This is a genomic window from Corynebacterium sp. HFH0082 (assembly GCF_000411235.1).
Lineage (GTDB): Bacteria > Actinomycetota > Actinomycetes > Mycobacteriales > Mycobacteriaceae > Corynebacterium > Corynebacterium jeikeium_D.
On sequence record NZ_KE150404.1, the window covers coordinates 887,727 to 906,366 of the forward strand.

General features: G+C 58.1%; 22 protein-coding genes and 2 pseudogenes. 21 read left to right on the forward strand and 3 right to left on the reverse strand.

The features are described 5' to 3' along the window. The first annotated feature begins 1 nt into the window (after position 1). The 16 genes from rpsG (at position 2) to HMPREF1206_RS03815 (ending at position 12,685) form a co-directional block, all read left to right on the forward strand. Positions 2-472 carry a 30S ribosomal protein S7 gene (gene rpsG, locus HMPREF1206_RS03740; RefSeq protein ID WP_016422052.1) on the forward strand — a complete coding sequence of 157 codons (471 nt, stop codon included), beginning with the start codon at positions 2-4 and terminating at the stop codon, positions 470-472. A gap of 299 nt (positions 473-771) precedes the next feature. After that, positions 772-2,904 carry an elongation factor G gene (fusA, locus tag HMPREF1206_RS03745; protein ID WP_016422053.1) on the forward strand — a complete coding sequence of 711 codons (2,133 nt, stop codon included), beginning with the start codon at positions 772-774 and terminating at the stop codon, positions 2,902-2,904. A gap of 502 nt (positions 2,905-3,406) precedes the next feature. After that, positions 3,407-4,597 carry an elongation factor Tu gene (gene tuf / locus HMPREF1206_RS03750; RefSeq protein WP_016422054.1) on the forward strand — a complete coding sequence of 397 codons (1,191 nt, stop codon included), beginning with the start codon at positions 3,407-3,409 and terminating at the stop codon, positions 4,595-4,597. Between the two features lie 671 nt (positions 4,598-5,268). Continuing rightward, positions 5,269-5,574 (forward strand): 30S ribosomal protein S10, encoded by a 306-nt coding sequence (gene rpsJ, locus HMPREF1206_RS03755; RefSeq protein ID WP_003938093.1) that lies wholly within the window; start codon positions 5,269-5,271, stop codon positions 5,572-5,574. A gap of 31 nt (positions 5,575-5,605) precedes the next feature. Next, on the forward strand, positions 5,606-6,262 hold the full coding sequence (gene rplC, locus HMPREF1206_RS03760) for a 50S ribosomal protein L3 (protein WP_005509762.1): 657 nt from the start codon (positions 5,606-5,608) through the stop codon (positions 6,260-6,262). Further along, positions 6,259-6,906 (forward strand): 50S ribosomal protein L4, encoded by a 648-nt coding sequence (rplD, locus tag HMPREF1206_RS03765; protein WP_016422055.1) that lies wholly within the window; start codon positions 6,259-6,261, stop codon positions 6,904-6,906. Before rplC ends, rplD begins: the two co-directional genes overlap by 4 nt. Next, positions 6,906-7,211 (forward strand): 50S ribosomal protein L23, encoded by a 306-nt coding sequence (rplW, locus tag HMPREF1206_RS03770; protein ID WP_005509869.1) that lies wholly within the window; start codon positions 6,906-6,908, stop codon positions 7,209-7,211. Before rplD ends, rplW begins: the two co-directional genes overlap by 1 nt. A gap of 37 nt (positions 7,212-7,248) precedes the next feature. Next, positions 7,249-8,091 carry a 50S ribosomal protein L2 gene (gene rplB / locus HMPREF1206_RS03775; protein WP_016422056.1) on the forward strand — a complete coding sequence of 281 codons (843 nt, stop codon included), beginning with the start codon at positions 7,249-7,251 and terminating at the stop codon, positions 8,089-8,091. A 14-nt stretch (positions 8,092-8,105) separates the two neighbouring features. Continuing rightward, positions 8,106-8,384, forward strand: a complete 279-nt coding sequence (gene rpsS / locus HMPREF1206_RS03780; RefSeq protein ID WP_005509882.1) for a 30S ribosomal protein S19 — start codon at positions 8,106-8,108, stop codon at positions 8,382-8,384. Positions 8,385-8,387: 3 nt separating this feature from the next. After that, on the forward strand, positions 8,388-8,750 hold the full coding sequence (gene rplV / locus HMPREF1206_RS03785) for a 50S ribosomal protein L22 (protein WP_016422057.1): 363 nt from the start codon (positions 8,388-8,390) through the stop codon (positions 8,748-8,750). Continuing rightward, positions 8,750-9,490: a 30S ribosomal protein S3 gene (gene rpsC, locus HMPREF1206_RS03790; RefSeq protein WP_016422058.1), complete on the forward strand. Its 741-nt coding sequence runs from the start codon at positions 8,750-8,752 to the stop codon at positions 9,488-9,490. The genes rplV and rpsC overlap by 1 nt, the downstream gene beginning before the upstream one ends. A 3-nt stretch (positions 9,491-9,493) precedes the next feature. Continuing rightward, entirely contained in the window at positions 9,494-9,910 is a 417-nt protein-coding gene (rplP, locus tag HMPREF1206_RS03795) for a 50S ribosomal protein L16 (RefSeq protein WP_016422059.1), read from the forward strand. Then, positions 9,910-10,146, forward strand: a complete 237-nt coding sequence (rpmC, locus tag HMPREF1206_RS03800) for a 50S ribosomal protein L29 (protein ID WP_005509851.1) — start codon at positions 9,910-9,912, stop codon at positions 10,144-10,146. The genes rplP and rpmC overlap by 1 nt, the downstream gene beginning before the upstream one ends. Beyond that, positions 10,143-10,421, forward strand: a complete 279-nt coding sequence (gene rpsQ / locus HMPREF1206_RS03805) for a 30S ribosomal protein S17 (protein ID WP_042388398.1) — start codon at positions 10,143-10,145, stop codon at positions 10,419-10,421. Before rpmC ends, rpsQ begins: the two co-directional genes overlap by 4 nt. Positions 10,422-10,622: 201 nt before the next feature. Continuing rightward, positions 10,623-11,972, forward strand: a complete 1,350-nt coding sequence (gene mgtE / locus HMPREF1206_RS03810) for a magnesium transporter (RefSeq protein WP_016422061.1) — start codon at positions 10,623-10,625, stop codon at positions 11,970-11,972. A 53-nt stretch (positions 11,973-12,025) separates the two neighbouring features. Continuing rightward, a complete protein-coding gene (locus HMPREF1206_RS03815; RefSeq protein WP_016422062.1) occupies positions 12,026-12,685 on the forward strand; it encodes a bifunctional 2-polyprenyl-6-hydroxyphenol methylase/3-demethylubiquinol 3-O-methyltransferase UbiG in 660 nt (219 codons plus the stop codon). 20 nt (positions 12,686-12,705) lie between these two features. On the opposite strand, the gene HMPREF1206_RS03820 is transcribed toward HMPREF1206_RS03815, so the two are convergent. Continuing rightward, positions 12,706-13,602 (reverse strand): carbohydrate kinase, encoded by an 897-nt coding sequence (locus tag HMPREF1206_RS03820; protein WP_042388401.1) that lies wholly within the window; start codon positions 13,600-13,602, stop codon positions 12,706-12,708. Between the two features lie 47 nt (positions 13,603-13,649). Here HMPREF1206_RS03820 and HMPREF1206_RS10935 point away from each other — a divergent pair. From HMPREF1206_RS10935 to HMPREF1206_RS03835, 3 genes and pseudogenes are all read left to right on the forward strand, one after another. After that, positions 13,650-14,009: pseudogene (locus tag HMPREF1206_RS10935) on the forward strand (glycoside hydrolase family 32 protein); the annotation flags it as partial. Further along, positions 13,993-14,535, forward strand: a pseudogene (locus tag HMPREF1206_RS03830) (PTS transporter subunit EIIC); the annotation flags it as partial. The pseudogenes HMPREF1206_RS10935 and HMPREF1206_RS03830, both read left to right, overlap by 17 nt. A 221-nt stretch (positions 14,536-14,756) precedes the next feature. Further along, positions 14,757-15,539, forward strand: a complete 783-nt coding sequence (locus HMPREF1206_RS03835; protein WP_042388404.1) for a formate/nitrite transporter family protein — start codon at positions 14,757-14,759, stop codon at positions 15,537-15,539. A gap of 44 nt (positions 15,540-15,583) precedes the next feature. Here HMPREF1206_RS03835 and HMPREF1206_RS03840 read toward each other — a convergent pair whose 3' ends face one another. Together HMPREF1206_RS03840 and HMPREF1206_RS03845 are read right to left on the reverse strand one after the other, a co-directional pair. Further along, positions 15,584-16,300 (reverse strand): VIT family protein, encoded by a 717-nt coding sequence (locus tag HMPREF1206_RS03840; protein ID WP_016422067.1) that lies wholly within the window; start codon positions 16,298-16,300, stop codon positions 15,584-15,586. Positions 16,301-16,432: 132 nt separating this feature from the next. Then, on the reverse strand, positions 16,433-17,674 hold the full coding sequence (locus tag HMPREF1206_RS03845) for a multidrug effflux MFS transporter (RefSeq protein WP_042388406.1): 1,242 nt from the start codon (positions 17,672-17,674) through the stop codon (positions 16,433-16,435). A 281-nt stretch (positions 17,675-17,955) separates the two neighbouring features. Here HMPREF1206_RS03845 and rplN point away from each other — a divergent pair, with 281 nt between their 5' ends. Beyond that, positions 17,956-18,324, forward strand: a complete 369-nt coding sequence (gene rplN, locus HMPREF1206_RS03850) for a 50S ribosomal protein L14 (protein WP_016422069.1) — start codon at positions 17,956-17,958, stop codon at positions 18,322-18,324. Continuing rightward, positions 18,325-18,639, forward strand: coding sequence for a 50S ribosomal protein L24 (gene rplX, locus HMPREF1206_RS03855; RefSeq protein ID WP_005509963.1), 315 nt, complete (start codon positions 18,325-18,327; stop codon positions 18,637-18,639). Position 18,640: the final 1 nt, after the last annotated feature.

Here is an 18,640-nt window from a genome sequence, read left to right on the forward strand (position 1 = left end):
CATGCCACGTAAGGGCCCAGTACAGAAGCGTCCTGTCGTCAACGACCCGGTCTACGGCTCCCCTCTGGTGTCGCAGCTGGTCAACAAGGTTCTGATCGACGGTAAGAAGTCGACTGCAGAGCGCATCGTCTACGGTGCACTTGAGCTGTGCGAAGAGAAGACCGGTACTGATCCGGTGCTGACTCTGAAGCGCGCAATCGAGAACGTCAAGCCGGCTCTTGAGGTTCGTTCCCGCCGTGTTGGTGGCGCCACCTACCAGGTCCCGGTCGAGGTTCGTCCGGGCCGTGGCACCACGCTGGCACTGCGCTGGCTGCTGATGTTCTCCCGTCAGCGCCGTGAGAACACCATGACCGAGCGTCTCGCTAACGAGATTCTCGATGCATCCAACGGCCTGGGTGCATCCGTCAAGCGTCGTGAGGACACTCACAAGATGGCGGAAGCAAACCGCGCATTCGCTCACTACCGCTGGTAATCGCTTATCGACGGAGGCCGCGAGTGGTCACCGTCGTAGAGCAGCTGCCGGTATGTCAACGGCGCGCGTCGGTCGCGGTCCACAGATCTTTAAGGGTCACTCAATAGGGGCCAGCCCGGCGCTTACACCCGATGTCTTGCGTAGAATTTACGCAATAGGTGTACGTCACGGCGCGACTTCGCGCCAAGACGGTGGCATTATAGATAAAGCAAACCCGACCGACGGCGGATTTGACGGCCAATTGCAATCCCGTAATTGAGTCTCACCGCCAAACCGATTTGAAACGAGTGGGGAATCAAGTGGCTGAAGGTGCACTTCCCGTTAAGAAGGACCTCCACAAGGTCCGCAACATCGGCATCATGGCGCACATCGATGCTGGTAAGACGACTACGACTGAGCGCATCCTGTACTACACGGGTATTAACCGCAAGGTCGGCGAGACTCACGATGGTGGCGCTACCACCGACTGGATGGAGCAGGAGAAGGAGCGCGGTATCACCATTACCTCCGCTGCTGTGACCTGTTTCTGGAACGACAACCAGATCAACATCATCGATACCCCGGGCCACGTCGACTTCACCGTTGAGGTTGAGCGTTCCCTGCGTGTGCTCGACGGTGCCGTCGCAGTCTTCGACGGTAAGGAAGGTGTCGAGCCGCAGTCTGAGCAGGTTTGGCGTCAGGCTCAGAAGTACGATGTCCCGCGTATTTGCTTCGTCAACAAGATGGACAAGCTGGGCGCTGACTTCTACTACACCGTTGGCACCATCGTTGACCGCCTCGGTGCTAAGCCGTTGGTTATGCAGCTGCCGATTGGCGCTGAGGATGACTTCGACGGCGTTGTTGACCTGCTGGAGATGAAGGCCCTCATGTGGCCGGGCAAGGTTGAGATCGGTACTCCTGCGCAGGTCGAGGAGATTCCGGCGGACATGGTCGACAAGGCTAACGAGTACCGTGAGAAGCTCATTGAGACCGTCGCTGAGTCCGACGAGGAGCTCATGGAGAAGTACTTCGGTGGCGAAGAGCTGACCATGGACGAGATCAAGGGCGCCATCCGCAAGATGGTTATCAACTCTGAGGTCTACCCGGTCTACTGTGGTACCGCGTACAAGAACAAGGGTGTTGAGCCGCTGCTCGACGCTGTCATTGACTTCCTGCCGAATCCGCTGGACATCGGTGAGGTTCACGGCCACCAGATGGGCGACGAGGACGTCGATATGGTCCGTAAGCCGTCTAAGGATGAGCCGTTCTCCGCTCTCGCATTCAAGATTGCTGCTCACCCGTTCTTCGGCAAGCTGACCTTCGTCCGCGTTTACTCCGGTCGTGTGGAGCCTGGCCAGCAGGTCCTGAACTCCACCAAGGACAAGAAGGAGCGCGTCGGTAAGCTGTTCCAGATGCACGCCAACAAGGAGAACCCTGTTGACGAGGCAGTGGCAGGTAACATCTACGCCTTCATTGGTCTGAAGGACACCACCACCGGTGACACCCTGTGTGCACAGGATGCTCCGATCGTTCTGGAGTCCATGTCCTTCCCGGATCCGGTTATCTCCGTTGCTATTGAGCCAAAGTCCAAGGCTGACCAGGAGAAGCTGGGTACCGCTATTCAGCGTCTGGCTGAAGAGGACCCGACCTTCACCGTTCACCTGGATGAGGAAACCGGCCAGACCGTTATCGGCGGTATGGGCGAGCTCCACCTCGACGTCCTGGTTGACCGCATGAAGCGCGAGTTCAAGGTCGAAGCAAACATCGGTAACCCGCAGGTTGCTTACCGCGAGACCATCCGCAAGCCGGTCGAGAAGTTCGAGTACACCCACAAGAAGCAGACCGGTGGTTCGGGTCAGTTCGCCCGCGTCATCATTGCTCTGGAGCCGTACTCCCCGTCCGCTGAAGAGGTGGAAGAAGGCGAGTCCACAACTTACCTCTTCGCAAACGAGGTCACCGGTGGCCGCGTTCCGAAGGAGTACATCCCGTCTGTCGACGCTGGTATCCAGGATGCAATGCAGTACGGTACCCTCGCCGGCTACCCGCTGGTGAACATCAAGGCAACCCTGCTCGACGGTGCTTACCACGAGGTTGACTCCTCCGAAATGGCCTTCAAGATCGCTGGTCAGCAGGCTCTGAAGGAAGCTGTTCAGAAGGCTAAGCCGGTCCTGCTCGAGCCGATGATGGCCGTTGAGGTCATTACTCCGGAAGAGTACATGGGTGAGGTCATCGGTGACATCAACTCCCGTCGTGGCCAGGTCAACTCCATGGAAGACCGCACCGGCGTCAAGGCTGTCAAGGCTCTGGTTCCGCTGTCCGAGATGTTCGGCTACGTTGGTGACCTGCGTTCCAAGACCCAGGGTCGCGCTAACTACACCATGATCTTCGACTCCTACGCTGAGGTTCCGTCCTCCGTGGCCGAGGAGATCATTGCAGCTCGTACCGGCGCTTAAATCACGCCGGTAGGGTGGGGCACTCAATCAGAGTTGACCCCATCCCTGCACGCACTGCACTGTCACTCTTTTAGAGAACGCAGTGCGAGGGTCTGCAGCTTTAGTAGATTCCCTCTAGCTTTGACTGTGCTGAGACATCGTCAGACTGTTGGCGTGTGTTAGCACAGGCAAGCTCTAGGGGGTAGCTGCTCGCAATTCATATCGTTGGCCGATTTTAGATCGCAGCTCAAATATCTAGCATTTATGCAGGTAAATGACGATGTGAGTTGCTGGCCGTTACCCACCCTTAACTAGGGGGTTGGTCTGGTTTGGAAAACTCCAGTATCCTGCCCTAGTATCGAGTAACTGGCACAGTGAAAGAATAGTGCTCTTTTGCGCGCGCACGTTCCGAAGTCGGAAGCGAACAGCTTCAAGGCTTCTGATGCTTGTGAAGGCGGATTGAGTGACCACAAAATTGTGGCTGCGAGAGTCGTGGCCACCTAGACCTCCAGGAGGACTAAAAGTGGCAAAGGCGAAGTTCGAGCGTACGAAGCCGCACGTCAACATCGGTACCATTGGTCACGTTGACCACGGTAAGACCACCACTACCGCCGCTATCACCAAGGTTCTGGCTGACAAGTTCCCGGACCTGAACGAGTCGTTCGCTTACGATGCCATCGATAAGGCACCGGAAGAGAAGGAACGTGGCATTACCATCAACGTTTCCCACGTTGAGTACCAGACGGAGAAGCGCCACTACGCTCACGTCGATGCCCCGGGCCACGCCGACTACATCAAGAACATGATTACCGGTGCTGCTCAGATGGACGGCGCAATCCTGGTTGTCGCTGCTACTGACGGCCCGATGCCGCAGACTCGCGAGCACGTTCTGCTGGCTCGCCAGGTTGGCGTTCCGTACATCCTCGTTGCGCTGAACAAGTGCGACATGGTCGACGACGAAGAGATCATCGAGCTCGTCGAGATGGAGGTCCGCGAGCTGCTGGCTGAGCAGGACTACGACGAGGAAGCTCCGATCGTCCACATCTCCGCTCTGAAGGCTCTTGAGGGCGAAGAGAAGTGGGTCAACTCCATCGTCGAGCTGATGGAAGCTTGCGACGAGAACATCCCGGATCCGGTTCGCGAGACCGACAAGCCGTTCCTGATGCCGATTGAGGACATCTTCACCATTACCGGTCGCGGCACCGTTGCTACCGGTCGTGTTGAGCGCGGCGTTCTGAACGTTAACGACGAGGTCGAGATTCTGGGCATCAAGGAGAAGTCCCAGAAGACCACCGTTACCGGTATCGAGATGTTCCGCAAGCTGCTGGATTCCGCTGAGGCTGGCGACAACTGTGGTCTGCTGCTCCGCGGTACCAAGCGTGAGGACATCGAGCGCGGTCAGATCGTTGCTAAGCCGGGCGCTTACACCCCGCACACCGAGTTCGAGGGTTCCGTCTACATCCTGTCTAAGGATGAGGGCGGCCGTCACACCCCGTTCTTCGACAACTACCGTCCGCAGTTCTACTTCCGCACCACCGACGTCACCGGCGTCGTTTCCCTGCCGGAAGGTGTCGAGATGGTCATGCCGGGCGACAACGTTGACATGTCTGTCAAGCTGATCCAGCCGGTCGCAATGGACGAGGGCCTGCGCTTCGCTATCCGCGAGGGTGGCCGCACCGTCGGCGCTGGCCGCGTTACCAAGATCGTTAAGTAAGGTTTCTCCCCATAGGGGAAGTGCTTTAACTTAAGTCTTAGAAGAATCCCGACTCCGCGTAAGCGGAAGTCGGGATTTTTTGTATCTGTACATACCCGACACTAGACGGGGTGGGGGCGACGCAATAGCCGTCGTCAAGCCGACTGTGCCGTAATGGGTGTGATGTACGTTGCACTTTGGAATCGTGATTTTACATTCGTAGCCCGGACGTGCTTTAATACGGAGGTTGCTTTAACAAAGGCGTTCGCGCCAATTGTTGTATCAGGCCCAGCTGGGAACCAGTACGAAATTGGACATAGCGCCTATGGTAAGGCGAGCATGACCACGTAGGGAAGTTTCTTCCCGATCGTGCCTCACGGAGAAAAACGGGCGACACGCCCGACCGCGGGGGTCGGAGGTGGCATGGCAAATTAACAGCGGCAGTAGGCAAATGAAGAGCCCCACGAGGGGGACTTGTTTTCCACTGGGATTTGAGTGCAAGGCGTTATTCGTCCGCTCGGGTCATGGCCATAAGTTAATTTGCCATGACGATCGAAGACGAAATCGCTTTGAAGTAATGCACAACCCAGTTTTAATTTCTGGCGCTGGCCATAGTTGCTGACGGCGTCGAGAAACATTGACAGGGTCGACGCCCCTTTAATTGGGGCGCGCCGACCGAGGAGAGGACAAGCGTGGCCGGACAGAAGATCCGCATCAGGCTCAAGGCCTACGACCACGAGGCTATCGACGCTTCTGCGCGAAAGATCGTGGAGACCGTTACCCGTACGGGTGCACGCGTCGTTGGCCCGGTGCCGTTGCCAACCGAAAAGAACGTTTACTGCGTTATCCGTTCGCCGCACAAGTACAAGGACTCGCGCGAGCACTTCGAGATGCGCACTCACAAGCGTCTGATCGACATTCTCGATCCAACGCCGAAGACCGTCGATGCACTTATGCGCATTGACCTTCCGGCAAGTGTCGATGTGAACATTCAGTGATCCTGGACTTTTGGTAGCGGAGACAAGATAAATGAGTGAAAACGAGATCAAGGGCATCCTGGGCACGAAGCTCGGTATGACTCAGATCTTCGACGAGGAGAACCGCGTTGTTCCGGTTACCGTCGTTGAGGCTGGGCCGTGCGTAGTGACTCAGGTGCGCACTAAGGAAACCGACGGCTACGACGCCGTCCAGATTGCATACGGCGAAATTGACCCGCGTAAGGTCAACAAGCCGGAGGCCGGCCACTTCAAGAAGGCCGGTGTGACCCCGCGTCGCCACAGCGTTGAGATTCGCACCCCGGACGCTTCCTCTTACGAGGTCGGCCAGTCCGTTGGTGTCGACATTTTCGGCGAAATTGAGTACGTCGACGTCACTGGTACCTCTAAGGGCCACGGCTTCGCCGGTGGTATGAAGCGCCACGGCTTTGCTGGCCAGGGTGCCGCTCACGGTAACCAGGCTGCTCACCGTCGTGTTGGTGGCATTGGCGCTTGCGCCACGCCAGGACGCGTCTTCAAGGGCAAGCGCATGGCAGGCCGCATGGGTAACGACCGGGTCACGACCCAGAACCTGAAGATCCAGAAGGTTGACGCTGACGCGAACCTGCTGCTCATCAAGGGCGCAGTTCCGGGTGCACGCGGCGGCCTGCTGGTTGTTAAGACTGCCACGAAGGGTGGTGCTCACGCATGACCAACCTCAAGCTAGACGTACACACCGCTGAAGGCGGCGTGAACGGTTCGGTTGAGCTTCCTGCTTCCGTGTTCGACGCGGAGGTGTCCATCGCCCTGATGCACCAGGTTGTTGTCGCACAGCGTGCAGCAGCTCGCCAGGGCACCCACAAGGTCAAGACCCGCGGTGAGGTTCGCGGCGGTGGCCGCAAGCCGTGGCGCCAGAAAGGTACCGGTCGCGCTCGTCAGGGTTCGATCCGTGCTCCGCACTGGACCGGCGGTGGCGTTGTCCACGGCCCGGTTCCGCGCGACTACAGCCAGCGCACCCCGAAGAAGATGATTGCAGCTGCTCTGCGCGGCGCACTCTCTGACCGTGCTCGCCACGACCGCATCCACGTTGTCGAGGAACTGGTCCCAGGCCAGACCCCGTCCACCAAGGCAGCTCGTACTTTCGTCGAGCGTCTGACTGAGCGCCGCAACGTGCTCGTCGTTCTGCCGCGCGAGGACGTCAACTCGTGGAAGTCGGTTCGTAACCTGCCAGGTGTCCACATCCTGTCTGAGGATCAACTGAACACCTACGACGTTCTGAAGGCCGATGACGTCATCTTCGCCGTTCAGGCACTCAATGACTTCATCACTCGCACCGCCGGTAAGGAGGAGAAGTAATGGCTACCATCGCAGATCCCCGCGACATCATTGTTGCACCGGTAGTGTCTGAGAAGTCCTACGGACTCATGGAGCAGGGCGTTTACACGTTCCTGGTCCACACCGACGCTAACAAGACCCAGATCAAGATCGCGGTCCAGGAGATTTTCGGTGCTAAGGTCGCTTCCGTCAACACCCTCAACCGTGAGGGCAAGCGCAAGCGTTCCCGCACCGGCTACGGCAAGCGCAAGAACACCAAGCGCGCCTACGTGACTCTCGCGGCCGGCAGCGATCCCATCGACATCTTCGGCGGTTCGGCAGCTTAGCCGCTAGCCGACGAGGAAGTTAAGGAAGAGCAAAAGTATGGCTATTCGTAAGTACAAGCCGACTACGCCGGGTCGCCGCCAGAGCTCCGTCTCCGAGTTCAGCGAGATTACTCGCTCGACTCCTGAGAAGTCTCTGCTGCGCCCGCTGTCGAAGACTGGTGGCCGTAACGTTCACGGTCACATCACCACTCGCCACAAGGGTGGCGGACACAAGCGCCAGTACCGTGTCATCGACTTCCGTCGTAATGACAAGGACGGCATTCCGGCAAAGGTCGCTCACATCGAGTACGACCCGAACCGTACCGCCAACATCGCACTGCTGCACTACGCAGACGGTGAGAAGCGCTACATCATCGCTCCGAAGAACCTGAAGCAGGGTGCCATCGTTGAGTCCGGCGCTAACGCCGACATCAAGGTTGGTAACAACCTGCCGCTGCGCAACATCCCGACCGGTTCCACTATTCACTGCGTGGAGCTCAAGCCGGGTGCTGGCGCACAGCTGGCACGTTCTGCTGGTGCTTCTATTCAGCTTCTCGGTAAGGAAGGCAAGTACGCAGTTCTGCGTATGCCGTCCTCTGAGATCCGTCGCGTCGACGCACGTTGCCGTGCAACCGTCGGTGAGGTCGGAAACCAGGATCAGATCAATATCCGTTGGGGCAAGGCCGGCCGTATGCGCTGGAAGGGCTGGCGCCCGACTGTCCGCGGTGTTGTCATGAACCCGGTCGACCACCCGCACGGTGGTGGTGAGGGTAAGACCTCCGGTGGTCGCCACCCGGTTTCCCCGTGGGGCCAGAAGGAAGGCCGCACCCGTAAGCCGAACCGTCCGAGCGACCAGCTGATCGTTCGTCGCCGTCGTACCAACAAGAATAAGAAGCGCTAAGGAGGGAACTGAGAATGCCACGCAGCCTTAAGAAGGGCCCGTTCGTCGATGAGCACCTCCTCGCGAAGGTCGATGCACAGAACGAGAAGGGCACCAAGCAGGTCATTAAGACCTGGTCTCGCCGCTCCACGATTCTCCCCGATTTCATCGGCCACACCTTCGCCGTTCACGACGGTCGCAAGCACGTGCCGGTGTTCGTGGATGACTCTATGGTCGGCCACAAGCTGGGCGAATTCGCCCCGACCAAGACCTTCAAGGGTCACGTCAAGGATGACAAGAAGGGACGTCGATAAGCCATGAGCAACGACATTACTTCTGCACGCGCAACTGCGCGCTTCGTCCGCGTTACTCCGATGAAGGCACGTCGCGTCCTGGACACCGTTCGCGGTAAGTCCGTCGACGAGGCACTGAACATCCTGGAGTACGCTCCGCAGGGTGCTGCTGATCCGGTTGCCAAGGTTGTTGCGTCTGCAGCTGCAAACGCTGAGAACAGCTTCGGCCTGGACCGTCGTACTCTGGTCATCTCCGAGGCTTACGCCAACGAGGGACCGACCATGAAGCGCTTCCGCCCGCGTGCGCAGGGCCGTGCTTTCCACGTCCGCAAGCGCACCAGCCACATCACCGTGGTCGTCGAGAGCCAGAAGGAAGGTGACCGATAGTGGGACAGAAGATCCATCCACACGGTCTTCGCCTCGGTATTTCCAGCGACTGGAAGTCCCGCTGGTACGCCGACAAGCAGTACGCTGACTACCTGGCCGAGGACATCAAGATCCGCGATCTGCTGTCCACCGGTCTTGAGCGCGCCGGCATCTCCGATGTCGTTATCGAGCGCACCCGTGACCGCGTGCGTGTGGACATCCACACCGCACGCCCGGGCATTGTTATCGGTCGTCGTGGCTCCGAGGCTGACCGCATCCGCGGCCAGCTCGAGAAGCTCACCGGCAAGCAGGTTCAGCTGAACATCCTCGAGGTCAAGAACATTGACGCGGATGCGAAGCTGGTTGCTCAGTCCATCGCTGAGCAGCTCGCCAACCGTGTCGCTTTCCGTCGTGCAATGCGCAAGGCTATCCAGTCTGCAATGCGTCAGCCGCACGTCAAGGGCATCAAGGTTGTCTGCTCCGGTCGTCTCGGCGGTGCCGAGATGGGCCGCACCGAGCGCTACCACGAGGGTCGCGTTCCGCTGCACACCCTGCGTGCGGAGATCGACTACGGCACCCACGAGGCTCACACCACCTTCGGCCGCATTGGCGTCAAGGTGTGGATCTACAAGGGTGACGTGATCGGTGGCCGTCGCGAGTCCGAGATCAACGCCGGCAACGACCGCCAGCGTCGCGGCAACGACCGTCCGCGTCGTGGTGGCAAGCGTCGTCAGCGTGCATCTGAGAAGAAGGAGGGCTAATTCATGCTCATCCCGAAGCGCGTTAAGTTCCGTCGCCAGCACCGCCCGACCCGTTCTGGTATGTCCAAGGGCGGCAACAAGGTGACTTTCGGTGACTACGGTCTCCAGGCTCTCGAGCCGGCCTACATCACCAACCGTCAGATTGAGGCAGCGCGTATTGCTATCAACCGCCACGTCAAGCGTGGTGGTAAGGTCTGGATCCAGATTTTCCCGGACCGTCCGCTGACCCAGAAGCCACTGGGTGTTCGTATGGGTTCCGGTAAGGGCCCGGTCGAGAAGTGGGTTGCAAACGTCAAGCCGGGTCGCATCATGTTCGAGATGTCCTACCCGGACGAGGCAACTGCTGTCGAGGCACTGAAGCGCGCAGGCGCTAAGCTGCCGATTAAGACCCGAATCGTTCGGAAGGAGGATCAGTACTGATGTCGAACGGCATTCCCGCCCACGAGCTTCGCTCGCTGGATAACGATGACCTGGTTGCCAAGCTCAAGGAGTCTAAGGAGGAGCTGTTCAACCTCCGTTTCCAGAGCGCTACCGGTCAGCTGACCAACAACCGCCGTCTCCGCACTGTCCGCAAGGATATTGCTCGCATTTACACCGTTATGCGTGAGCGCGAGCTCGGCCTGTCTGCTGCACCAACCGATGGTGATGCAGCATGAGTGAGGAAAACATGAACACCACCGAGGCTGGCGCACGCAAGGTGCGCACCGGTTACGTCGTGTCCGACAAGATGCAGAAGACCATCGTCGTCGAGCTCGAGGACCGCAAGCAGCACGCCCTGTACGGCAAGATCATGCGCACGAACTCTAAGGTCAAGGCGCATGACGAGAACGAAGAGGCTGGCGTGGGCGACCGCGTCCGCATCGAAGAGTGCCGTCCGCTCTCCAAGGACAAGCACTACCGCCTGATCGAGATCATCGAGAAGGCTAAGTAAGACCCGTCAGCTGAGCAATCAGCTCGGGCTTTACGACGAGAACCCCGTCGCGGGAAACACGAAAGTGTTTTCTGTGGCGGGGTTTTGTTTTTTTAGAAAGCCATGTTCCTTTGTATTTCTAGTCCGCTCAGTCCAGGTTTGATGGGTTTTTATCTCTGATAGCATTGGCCAGGATTTGTGCTTTGTGAGGGGAGAAGTTCGGTGACTACTGACGTGACCAGGATTGATGATCGAGATCTTGAGTCCGCGCTTCGCTCACATGACGTGGCTACGCTGTCGCGGCTCTTAACTGATATTGAACCCAAGGCTGCCGCTCGAAAGATGCGCCGCCTCAGCCATGGGGAACGTGCGCTGTTCTACCGCACACTGCCGAAAGACACGGCGGTTGAAACCTTCGATGAGCTGAACTCGGCTCTGCAGGCGCACCTGATTGACAGCCTCCGTGATCCTGAAGTCACCGCAGTTTTCGCGGAGATGGAACCGGACGATCGAGCAGAGCTGCTCGACGAGCTTCCTGCGTCTGTCGCTGCAAAACTGCTTGCCGATCTGCCGGATGATGAGCGAGAGCTAACCAACATCGTCCTCGGCTACCCCGACGGTTCCATTGGGCGTCGGATGAGCCCGGAGCTGGTGTCGCTTCACGACGATATGACGGTGGGGGAGGCTCTGGAGACCGTCTACAAGCATCTGGATGATGCCGAATCCATCTACACGCTGCCGGTGTCGAACCGGAACCGTCGGCTGGTGGGCGTGGTTAGCCTTCGTGAACTGATGCGCGCCAGCAGTGATATCCATGTTGCGGCTATCTTGCGGAAGGCTGATTACGCAGAAGCTACCGAACTCGAAGAGAAGGTAGCCCGCATGTGCGCTGATCGTAAGCGCCTAGCTCTGCCGATTGTCGACAGCGAGCGGCGTGTTATCGGTCTGCTCACGGTGGACGACGCCCTCCGGATTCTGGAAGAGGCAGACTCCGAGGACCAAGCTCGTATTTCCGGTTCTGAGCCTCTGCGCTTGCCCTATCTCGCGACGCCCATTTTCGAGATTGTTCGCTCTCGTGTGGTGTGGCTGCTCGTGCTTGCTATCGGTGCGACATTGACCGTGCAAGTCCTGGAAACTTTCGAAGAGACTCTTTCTCAGATGGTGGTTCTCTCGGTATTCGTGCCGCTGCTGATCGGTACAGGTGGCAATACCGGTAACCAGGCAGCAACCACGATTACGCGTGCGTTGGCGCTGGGGGATGTCCAACCCCGCGATATATTCAAAGTCATTCTCCGCGAGGTGAGAGTCGGTGCCTTCCTCGGTTTATTGCTTGGTACTCTCGGCCTGCTATTGGCTGGCTTGGTTTACGGCTGGGACATTGGCCTAGTGATTGGCCTGACGCTGCTGGGTATTTGTACTCTCGCGGCAACTGTCGGTGGCATCATGCCGCTGATTGGTAAGAAGTTCGGCATTGACCCAGCCGTCTTCGCTAACCCGTTCATTACAACTCTCGTCGATGCCTCCGGTCTGATCATCTACTTCCTGATCGCTAAGTCAGTATTGGGAATCTAGTCCCGTCGCGCAGGGGACGTCGGCGGTATAGAAAAGAGACCAACTGCGCCATAATGGTGGCCATGAGCAATGGCACCCACAATCACCGCACTTGGAAAGAAATTATCGCCGCCGATCCGCAGCATTCCCGCCGCTACGCCAACCGCTGGCGGGGATTCGTGCGCGAGGGCCGCGATATTGACGGCGAGGCGCGGTTGGTGGATGCAATGGCGCCACGCCACGCTCGAATCCTGGATGCCGGCTGTGGGCAGGGGCGCGTCGGCGGTTACCTGGCGAAGGCTAGTCATCGAGTCGTCGGTGTCGATGTCGACCCCTATCTCATCGACGAGGCAAAGCGACAGTTCCCGGATGCGACGTGGTTGGTAGGGGACTTGGCGCAATTGCCGCATGTGCTTGACGACGGGCTGGAGAACACACCCCACGATGACACGGCATCCGCCTTCGACGTCATCATTTGCCCCGGCAATGTGCTGACTTTCGTAGCGCCAGAAGACCGCGCGAAAGTACTGCAGGGCTTCGCGGAGGTGCTGAATCCGGAGAACGGTCGTGCCATTATCGGCTTCGGTGCTGGCCGTGGCTGGGACTTTGCGGATTTTGAAACGACTGCGCAGGAGGCTGGGCTCACCGTGATTCAGCGTTATTCCACGTGGGATCTTCGTCCCTTTGACGGTGAGTCTCAGTTCCTGGTTGCAGTGCTTGAGCGAGCTAAATAGAGCGGACTAAGTAGCGCTGACTAGGAATCCTTAGCCAGCAATTCTTCAACCTCAAGCTTGGCCGGCGGCTGCGCTCCCTTGCGGGACACAGTGATGGCAGCCGCGGCGGCCGCATAGTGCAGAATCTCGCGCCACTGGTCCGTTGATACCGAAGTCAGGTCAGCGGCCGTCAGGCCTCGTTCCTCAATTTGCGCTAAAAGTGCGCCCATAATTGTGTCCCCAGCACCGATGGTGTCAACGACACTCGCGTTGACGGCTGGGACATCGATGCGGTTTCCGTCGGCAAGCAAAGTGAGCCCATCGCCACCTCGGGTGATGACGGCGGCCGGAACTTTAGTCAGCTCCTCTTCGCCAAGGAACTCGACTTCCTCATCCGAGAGCTTCAACAAATTGACGTAGGGGAGCAAGCCCATGAGGAATTCGCGGTGTGCATCCGTTGCGTACATGGGGCGAATGTTCGGGTCCAAAGCGACTAGGGTGTCGTTGGCTGCGAACTGCTTGAGCAATTCCGCGTATCGGCTGGCACCCGGTTCCAGCGCCAGCGACAGCGTGCCAAAACATGCGATATTCGCATCGATGAGCTTCGGCTCCACAAGTGGGGTGGCCGTGCCGTCGGTGTAAAAGGTGTATGTTGCAGAGCGATCGTCGTGGATGGTGGTTACCGCCAGAATGGTCGGCTCTGGGCCACGCTGAACGTAAGTGGTGTCGACCCCTTCGGTTTCCAAGTGCTTGACCAGCTCATTTCCGAATCCATCCGTAGACAGGCGGGACTGGAAAATAACATCCGCACCGAGGCGAGAGGCCGTGACCGCGACGTTGTAGGGACCCCCGCCTAGCGCTGGCACGTGGTTATTGAGGCTGCCAGGAGATACCGGAACGAGGTCAACCAGACCTTCGCCGCAAACACAAATAGCCATGACTTCAATAATATCGGGGGGGGGATGACCTATCGCCGAATTACCATCTGTCACCGCCACAGGGCCGACTGAATGACCCGAATGGCCTTTTCGTGGACGGCGAGACACTGCATGTGTTCTACCAGCATGATCCATGCTTTCCACATGCGCCGAAGAGAACTGGGTGGGGGCATGCGTCCGCGTCGCTCACGACAGCCGAGCGGTGGCGTCATCACCCCGATGCGCTGTATCCGGACATGCCCTATGACAAGCATGGTTGTTATTCGGGCGGCGCAGTCGTCGATGGCGATGATGTGTGGCTCTTCTATACCGGCAACCTGAAGGTAGACGGGCGCCGCATTCCGTCGCAGAATCGGGTCCGTGCGCTTGCTCCCTCCGGCCCAGAGGGTGGGATTCATCTTGCCGATTCTGGTTATCTCATGGATTCTCGCAACGATTGAGAAGTTCTTCCATAAGCGTCTCAAGGGCACTGTCGACTTCATGCTGACACCACTGTTGACGTTGCTCATCACTGGTTTCATCACCTTTGCCGCCATTGGTCCAGTACTGCGCACTGCAGGTGAATGGCTGGGTATTGGTCTTGCAAATCTGTACGAATTCGCGGGACCTGTGGGTGGCTTCTTGTTCGGCTTGGTCTACTCGCCAATTGTCATCACTGGTCTGCACCAGTCCTTCCCTCCAATCGAGTACATGCTGTGGGATCAGGGAGGCTCGTTCATTTTCGCGACGGCATCGATGGCCAATATCGCTCAAGGTGGTGCCGCACTGGCGGTGTACTTCCTGGCCAAGAGCGAGAAGCTCAAGGGGTTGGCAGGCGCCTCCGGTATGTCGGCGCTATTCGGTATTACCGAGCCGGCCATCTTCGGTGTGAACCTACGTTTGCGCTGGCCGTTTTACATCGGCATGGGTGCCTCGGCCATTGCCTCAACCATGAAGGACGAGCCGAAGTCAGAAACTGCTGCGAAACCTGCTGTTACCGCAGAGAAGAAGTAAATCTGCCTCTCTTCGACGGTGAATCGCAGTTCCTGGTTGCAGCGCCTAAGGGGGGTAGGGCGCTGTGACCGTCGTAAAGCGGTTGCGATTCCGCGTCAGCCTGTCGATATTCTTTTATGCGAATAACTGCAATTAACGGCACGCAGGGAAAGGCTTCGGCGGTGACGCTATACGAAACGCTGGATACGGCTGGCGACAAGAAACAGGAACTGTTGACGCAGGACTACGGACGATTTGCCGTGCGAGCGGTCCTGGCGGGTATGTACCTGACGCTCGGAACGGCCTTCGCTGCGGTCGCTGGTCAAGTGGCAGAGGGCGTCGCGCCGGGGACTGGGGGACTGGTCTTTGCGTGCCTATTCGGGCTTGGGCTGTTCGCCATTGTGGTGCTCGGTGCAGAGCTTGCGACCGGCAGCATGATGTTTGTGTCCTGGTCCGCCGCACGCGGGCGCATGGCGTGGGGAGTTGCCTTTCGAATGGTGGCCGTCGCTACGTTCTACAACTTCATCGGTGCGGCGATTGTGGCGCTGGTGCTCAGCCAGAGCGCCAAGCTCGGTGGGATTGATGACACACATCTGATTTCCACCTTGACTGAGGGGAAGCTGGCCAAGCCGTTCTTCGGTGCCTTCGTTGAGGCGATGGGTGCGAATTTCGTGGTCAACATGGCTGTCTTAGGTGCGCTACAAGCCAAAGAAATCATTTCGAAGTTCGCTGTGATTCTGCCGATCATTGCAGTGTTCGTCGGGCTCGGACTCGAGCACGTGATTGCGAACTTCTCGTTGTTTTCCTTGGCCTTTTTCGCTGATCCGCATCCTACAGGCTTCGATGGTCTGCACATTACTGTTAACTGGGTGGCCGTGTGGCTAGGTAACTTCGTAGGTGGTGGCCTTGGGATCGGCGCGGTCTACGCCTGGTTGAACCAGACGAAGACCAGCTATGTTGACTAGTTTTTGAGCTTCGCCGCGTGCTAACCGGGCACCTATCTGACGGTCTATCCGACAGCCTGCCCGAAGAGCAGACCGACGAAGTAGGACACAATCAAACCGAGCGCACCACCAATTATCAGGCGCAGAGCAGCCTTGCCGGAGTGCGTGGAGCTGAGCTTGGCGCTGATGTAGCCGGTTAGAGCCAGAGTCACGATGGTGACAACAGTGACTGCGATTGCGCCAGAAGTGGGGCCGGTGAAAACCAGTGCCGCAATCATCGGCAGGATGGCGCCGAGTAGGAACGACAGTGCCGAAGAACCGGCAGCGGCCCAGGGGTTGGTAAGTTCCTCACCGTCAATGCCCAATTCCAGCTTTAGGTGAGCCGCCAGCGGATCGCTTTGTGCGATGCCGTGGGCCGCATCTTCGGCGATATGTTCTGGGATGCCGTAGCCAGAGAGAATGCCCACGAGCTCTTTATGCTCTTCATCTGGAAAGTTCTTAAGCTCGGCCTTTTCTTTGGCAATTAGTGCCCGCTCAGTATCGCGCTGGGTTGAAACCGAGACGTATTCACCCAGAGCCATCGAGATAGCACCAGCGATAACGGCCGCGGCGCCAGCAGTCAGAATGGCTTCGCGAGAGGAACCTGCTGCAATCACACTGAGCAAGATTAGAGCAGTGGAGACGATACCGTCGTTGGCTCCGAGAACTCCGGCGCGAAGCCAGTTGAGCTTCGCCGACTCAGATGCCTTATGTGGTTCATGAGGATGTGCATGCGTGGTCATGGCAGGACCTTTCTCCCATGTCAGCCCCATGCCTACGGGTGGTACGAGGCCTCACCATCGATTTAATGCCGATTCGGGCACATTCTCAACCAGTGAAGTGAAACGCGGGGAGTCCTCTCGCGCGCGTAGCTCTTATGGAAGTCGGTGTGAGCGTTTGTGGAGGTCGGCGCGCGTCAATGTCAACACCGCGGTCAGTGCAATCAATGCACAGGTCAACATCGAAATAGCCATCGAGAGGGGCAGATTGGAACCAAGCCCCACCAACGGGGAAACCGTGGCGGCCGCGAGGAACTGTGTGAAGCCCATGAGACCGGAACCTGAGCCAATTCCGATATCTCGAACCTCCTCAATTCCGAGTGCCGTGGCATTGGCGAAGATTAGCGGCATCATCGGTACCGTAATGAACAGCAACAGCCAAGTAGTGAAGAAGGTAATCCCGACGAGGGCATTAATAATCAGGCCTATCGACGTCACGAGCATGACCGTGAGGGCAACTAAAATGCCTTTGCGGGGATGAAGCCGGTTGATCATCTTGCCGTTGAGGATTGACACAAATGTCAACATCGCTGCATTGGATGCGAACACGAGAGAAAACTGAGTAGGGGTGAGCCCCAGCAGCTCCTGGAAGATAAAGGGTGACGCAGCGATATAGGAAAACATCACCGAGAAGCCACCAGCGAAAGCCAACAAGTAGCCGACAAATACTGGCCGCCGCAGCAGCCTGCCAATATTGGGCAGGAGATTGCGCAGAGCGCCTGTGGAGCGTCGCTCAGGCGGCAGGGTTTCCGGAACCATCAGGATCACAATCGCGACCATCGCGACGTTGATGGCTGCGAGAAACCAGAACACGCTGCGCCAGCCGAATGCGGGGCCTAGAAAACCGCCCACAAGGGGAGCGATTGCCGGGGCGATGGAGGAAATGCCCATCAGCGTGGAGAAAGCTCTCGCTGATGCCTTGCCCGTCAAGAGGTCTGGTACTACAGAACGAGCCAGAACAACTGTGGAGCCACCAGCTAACCCCTGGAACAGGCGCATTGCAATAAGCGTGCCAATATTCGGTGCTACTGCACAGAGGATTGACGAGCCCAAGAACACCAAAGTCGCAATGAGAAGCAGCTTCTTGCGGCCCAAACTATCGGAGAGAGCGCCAATGACGAGCTGTCCAGCAGCCATGCCAATCATGAAGGTGGTCAGCGTGAGCTGAACCATCGACTCGGTCGTGGAGAACTCGCGTGCAATCTCCACGAAGGATGCCAGATATGTATCTGCGCCGAACGGGGCGGCGGCGGATAATAAGGCCAAGCCGGCAAGTAGCGATACCGGCAGCGTCTGTGCTGGCTGTGTCTGAGCGCTCCCGGAATGTTGATTTGTCACTGTCTCAGTATAGGGTTGCCGCACAAGGCATAAACCATGTTGGGGGCATGAAACTAAGGGATTTTGTTGTCCCGCACGAACGTGCCATAATACACAGGTTGCGCGAAGTGGCTGCGTGCTGCTCTCAACGGTCTATGGCCGTAGTTAGCACGAGGTCAAAGCGATATGAAAGCTACCTCTAGCAGGTGCTTTCGTCGTAAAGCGTAAACGCAAGACATAAAGACCGCGTGCGTTTAGGACGGAAATCTGACGCACAATGCAACCAGGTCAGGAGAAACGCAGTGATTCAGCAGGAATCCCGTCTGCGCGTTGCCGACAACACTGGTGCACGTGAAATTCTGTGCATCCGCGTTCTCGGTGGCTCGACCCGACGCTTCGCTGGCATTGGCGACACCATTGTCGCAACTGTCAAGGAAGCTACTCCGGGCGGCAACGTCAAGGCAGGCGAAATTGTTAAGGCAGTTATCGTCCGTGCGAAGAAGGAGACCCGTCGTCCGGATGGCTCCTACATCTCGTTCGACGAGAATGCAGCTGTCATCATCAAGGCCGACGGTGAGCCAAAGGGCACCCGTATTTTCGGCCCGGTCGCGCGTGAGCTGCGTGACAAGAAGTTCATGAAGATTGTCTCGCTCGCACCGGAGGTGATTTAAGTGAAGATCCGTAAGGGCGATACCGTGCTGGTTATCTCCGGTCCGGACAAGGGTGCTCAGGGCAAGGTCATCGAGGCCTACCCGAAGCGCGACAAGGTCCTGGTCGAGGGCGTTAACCGTATCAAGAAGCACGTTGCAAACTCCGCTGCGGAGCGCGGCGCTTCCTCGGGTGGCATTGTCACTCAGGAAGCTCCGATTCACGTGTCGAACGTCATGCTGGTCGACGAAGATGGTACCCCGACTCGCGTCGGTTACCGCTTCGATGAGGACGGCAAGAAGGTTCGCATCTCCCGCCGTACCGGGAAGGACATCTAAG

Excerpts from the sequence above, each read along its gene's own strand:
- rpsG (WP_016422052.1), top strand. The coding sequence starts at position 2 with ATGCCACGTAAGGGCCCAGTACAGAAGCGTCCTGTCGTCAACGACCCG.
- rplC (WP_005509762.1), top strand. The coding sequence starts at position 5,606 with ATGAGTGAAAACGAGATCAAGGGCATCCTGGGCACGAAGCTCGGTATG.
- rplD (WP_016422055.1), top strand. The coding sequence starts at position 6,259 with ATGACCAACCTCAAGCTAGACGTACACACCGCTGAAGGCGGCGTGAAC.
- rplW (WP_005509869.1), top strand. The coding sequence starts at position 6,906 with ATGGCTACCATCGCAGATCCCCGCGACATCATTGTTGCACCGGTAGTG.
- rplB (WP_016422056.1), top strand. The coding sequence starts at position 7,249 with ATGGCTATTCGTAAGTACAAGCCGACTACGCCGGGTCGCCGCCAGAGC.
- rpsS (WP_005509882.1), top strand. The coding sequence starts at position 8,106 with ATGCCACGCAGCCTTAAGAAGGGCCCGTTCGTCGATGAGCACCTCCTC.
- rplV (WP_016422057.1), top strand. The coding sequence starts at position 8,388 with ATGAGCAACGACATTACTTCTGCACGCGCAACTGCGCGCTTCGTCCGC.
- rplP (WP_016422059.1), top strand. The coding sequence starts at position 9,494 with ATGCTCATCCCGAAGCGCGTTAAGTTCCGTCGCCAGCACCGCCCGACC.
- rpmC (WP_005509851.1), top strand. The coding sequence starts at position 9,910 with ATGTCGAACGGCATTCCCGCCCACGAGCTTCGCTCGCTGGATAACGAT.
- rpsQ (WP_042388398.1), top strand. The coding sequence starts at position 10,143 with ATGAGTGAGGAAAACATGAACACCACCGAGGCTGGCGCACGCAAGGTG.
- HMPREF1206_RS03815 (WP_016422062.1), top strand. The coding sequence starts at position 12,026 with ATGGTGGCCATGAGCAATGGCACCCACAATCACCGCACTTGGAAAGAA.
- HMPREF1206_RS03820 (WP_042388401.1), bottom strand. The coding sequence starts at position 13,602 with ATGGCTATTTGTGTTTGCGGCGAAGGTCTGGTTGACCTCGTTCCGGTA.
- HMPREF1206_RS03840 (WP_016422067.1), bottom strand. The coding sequence starts at position 16,300 with ATGACCACGCATGCACATCCTCATGAACCACATAAGGCATCTGAGTCG.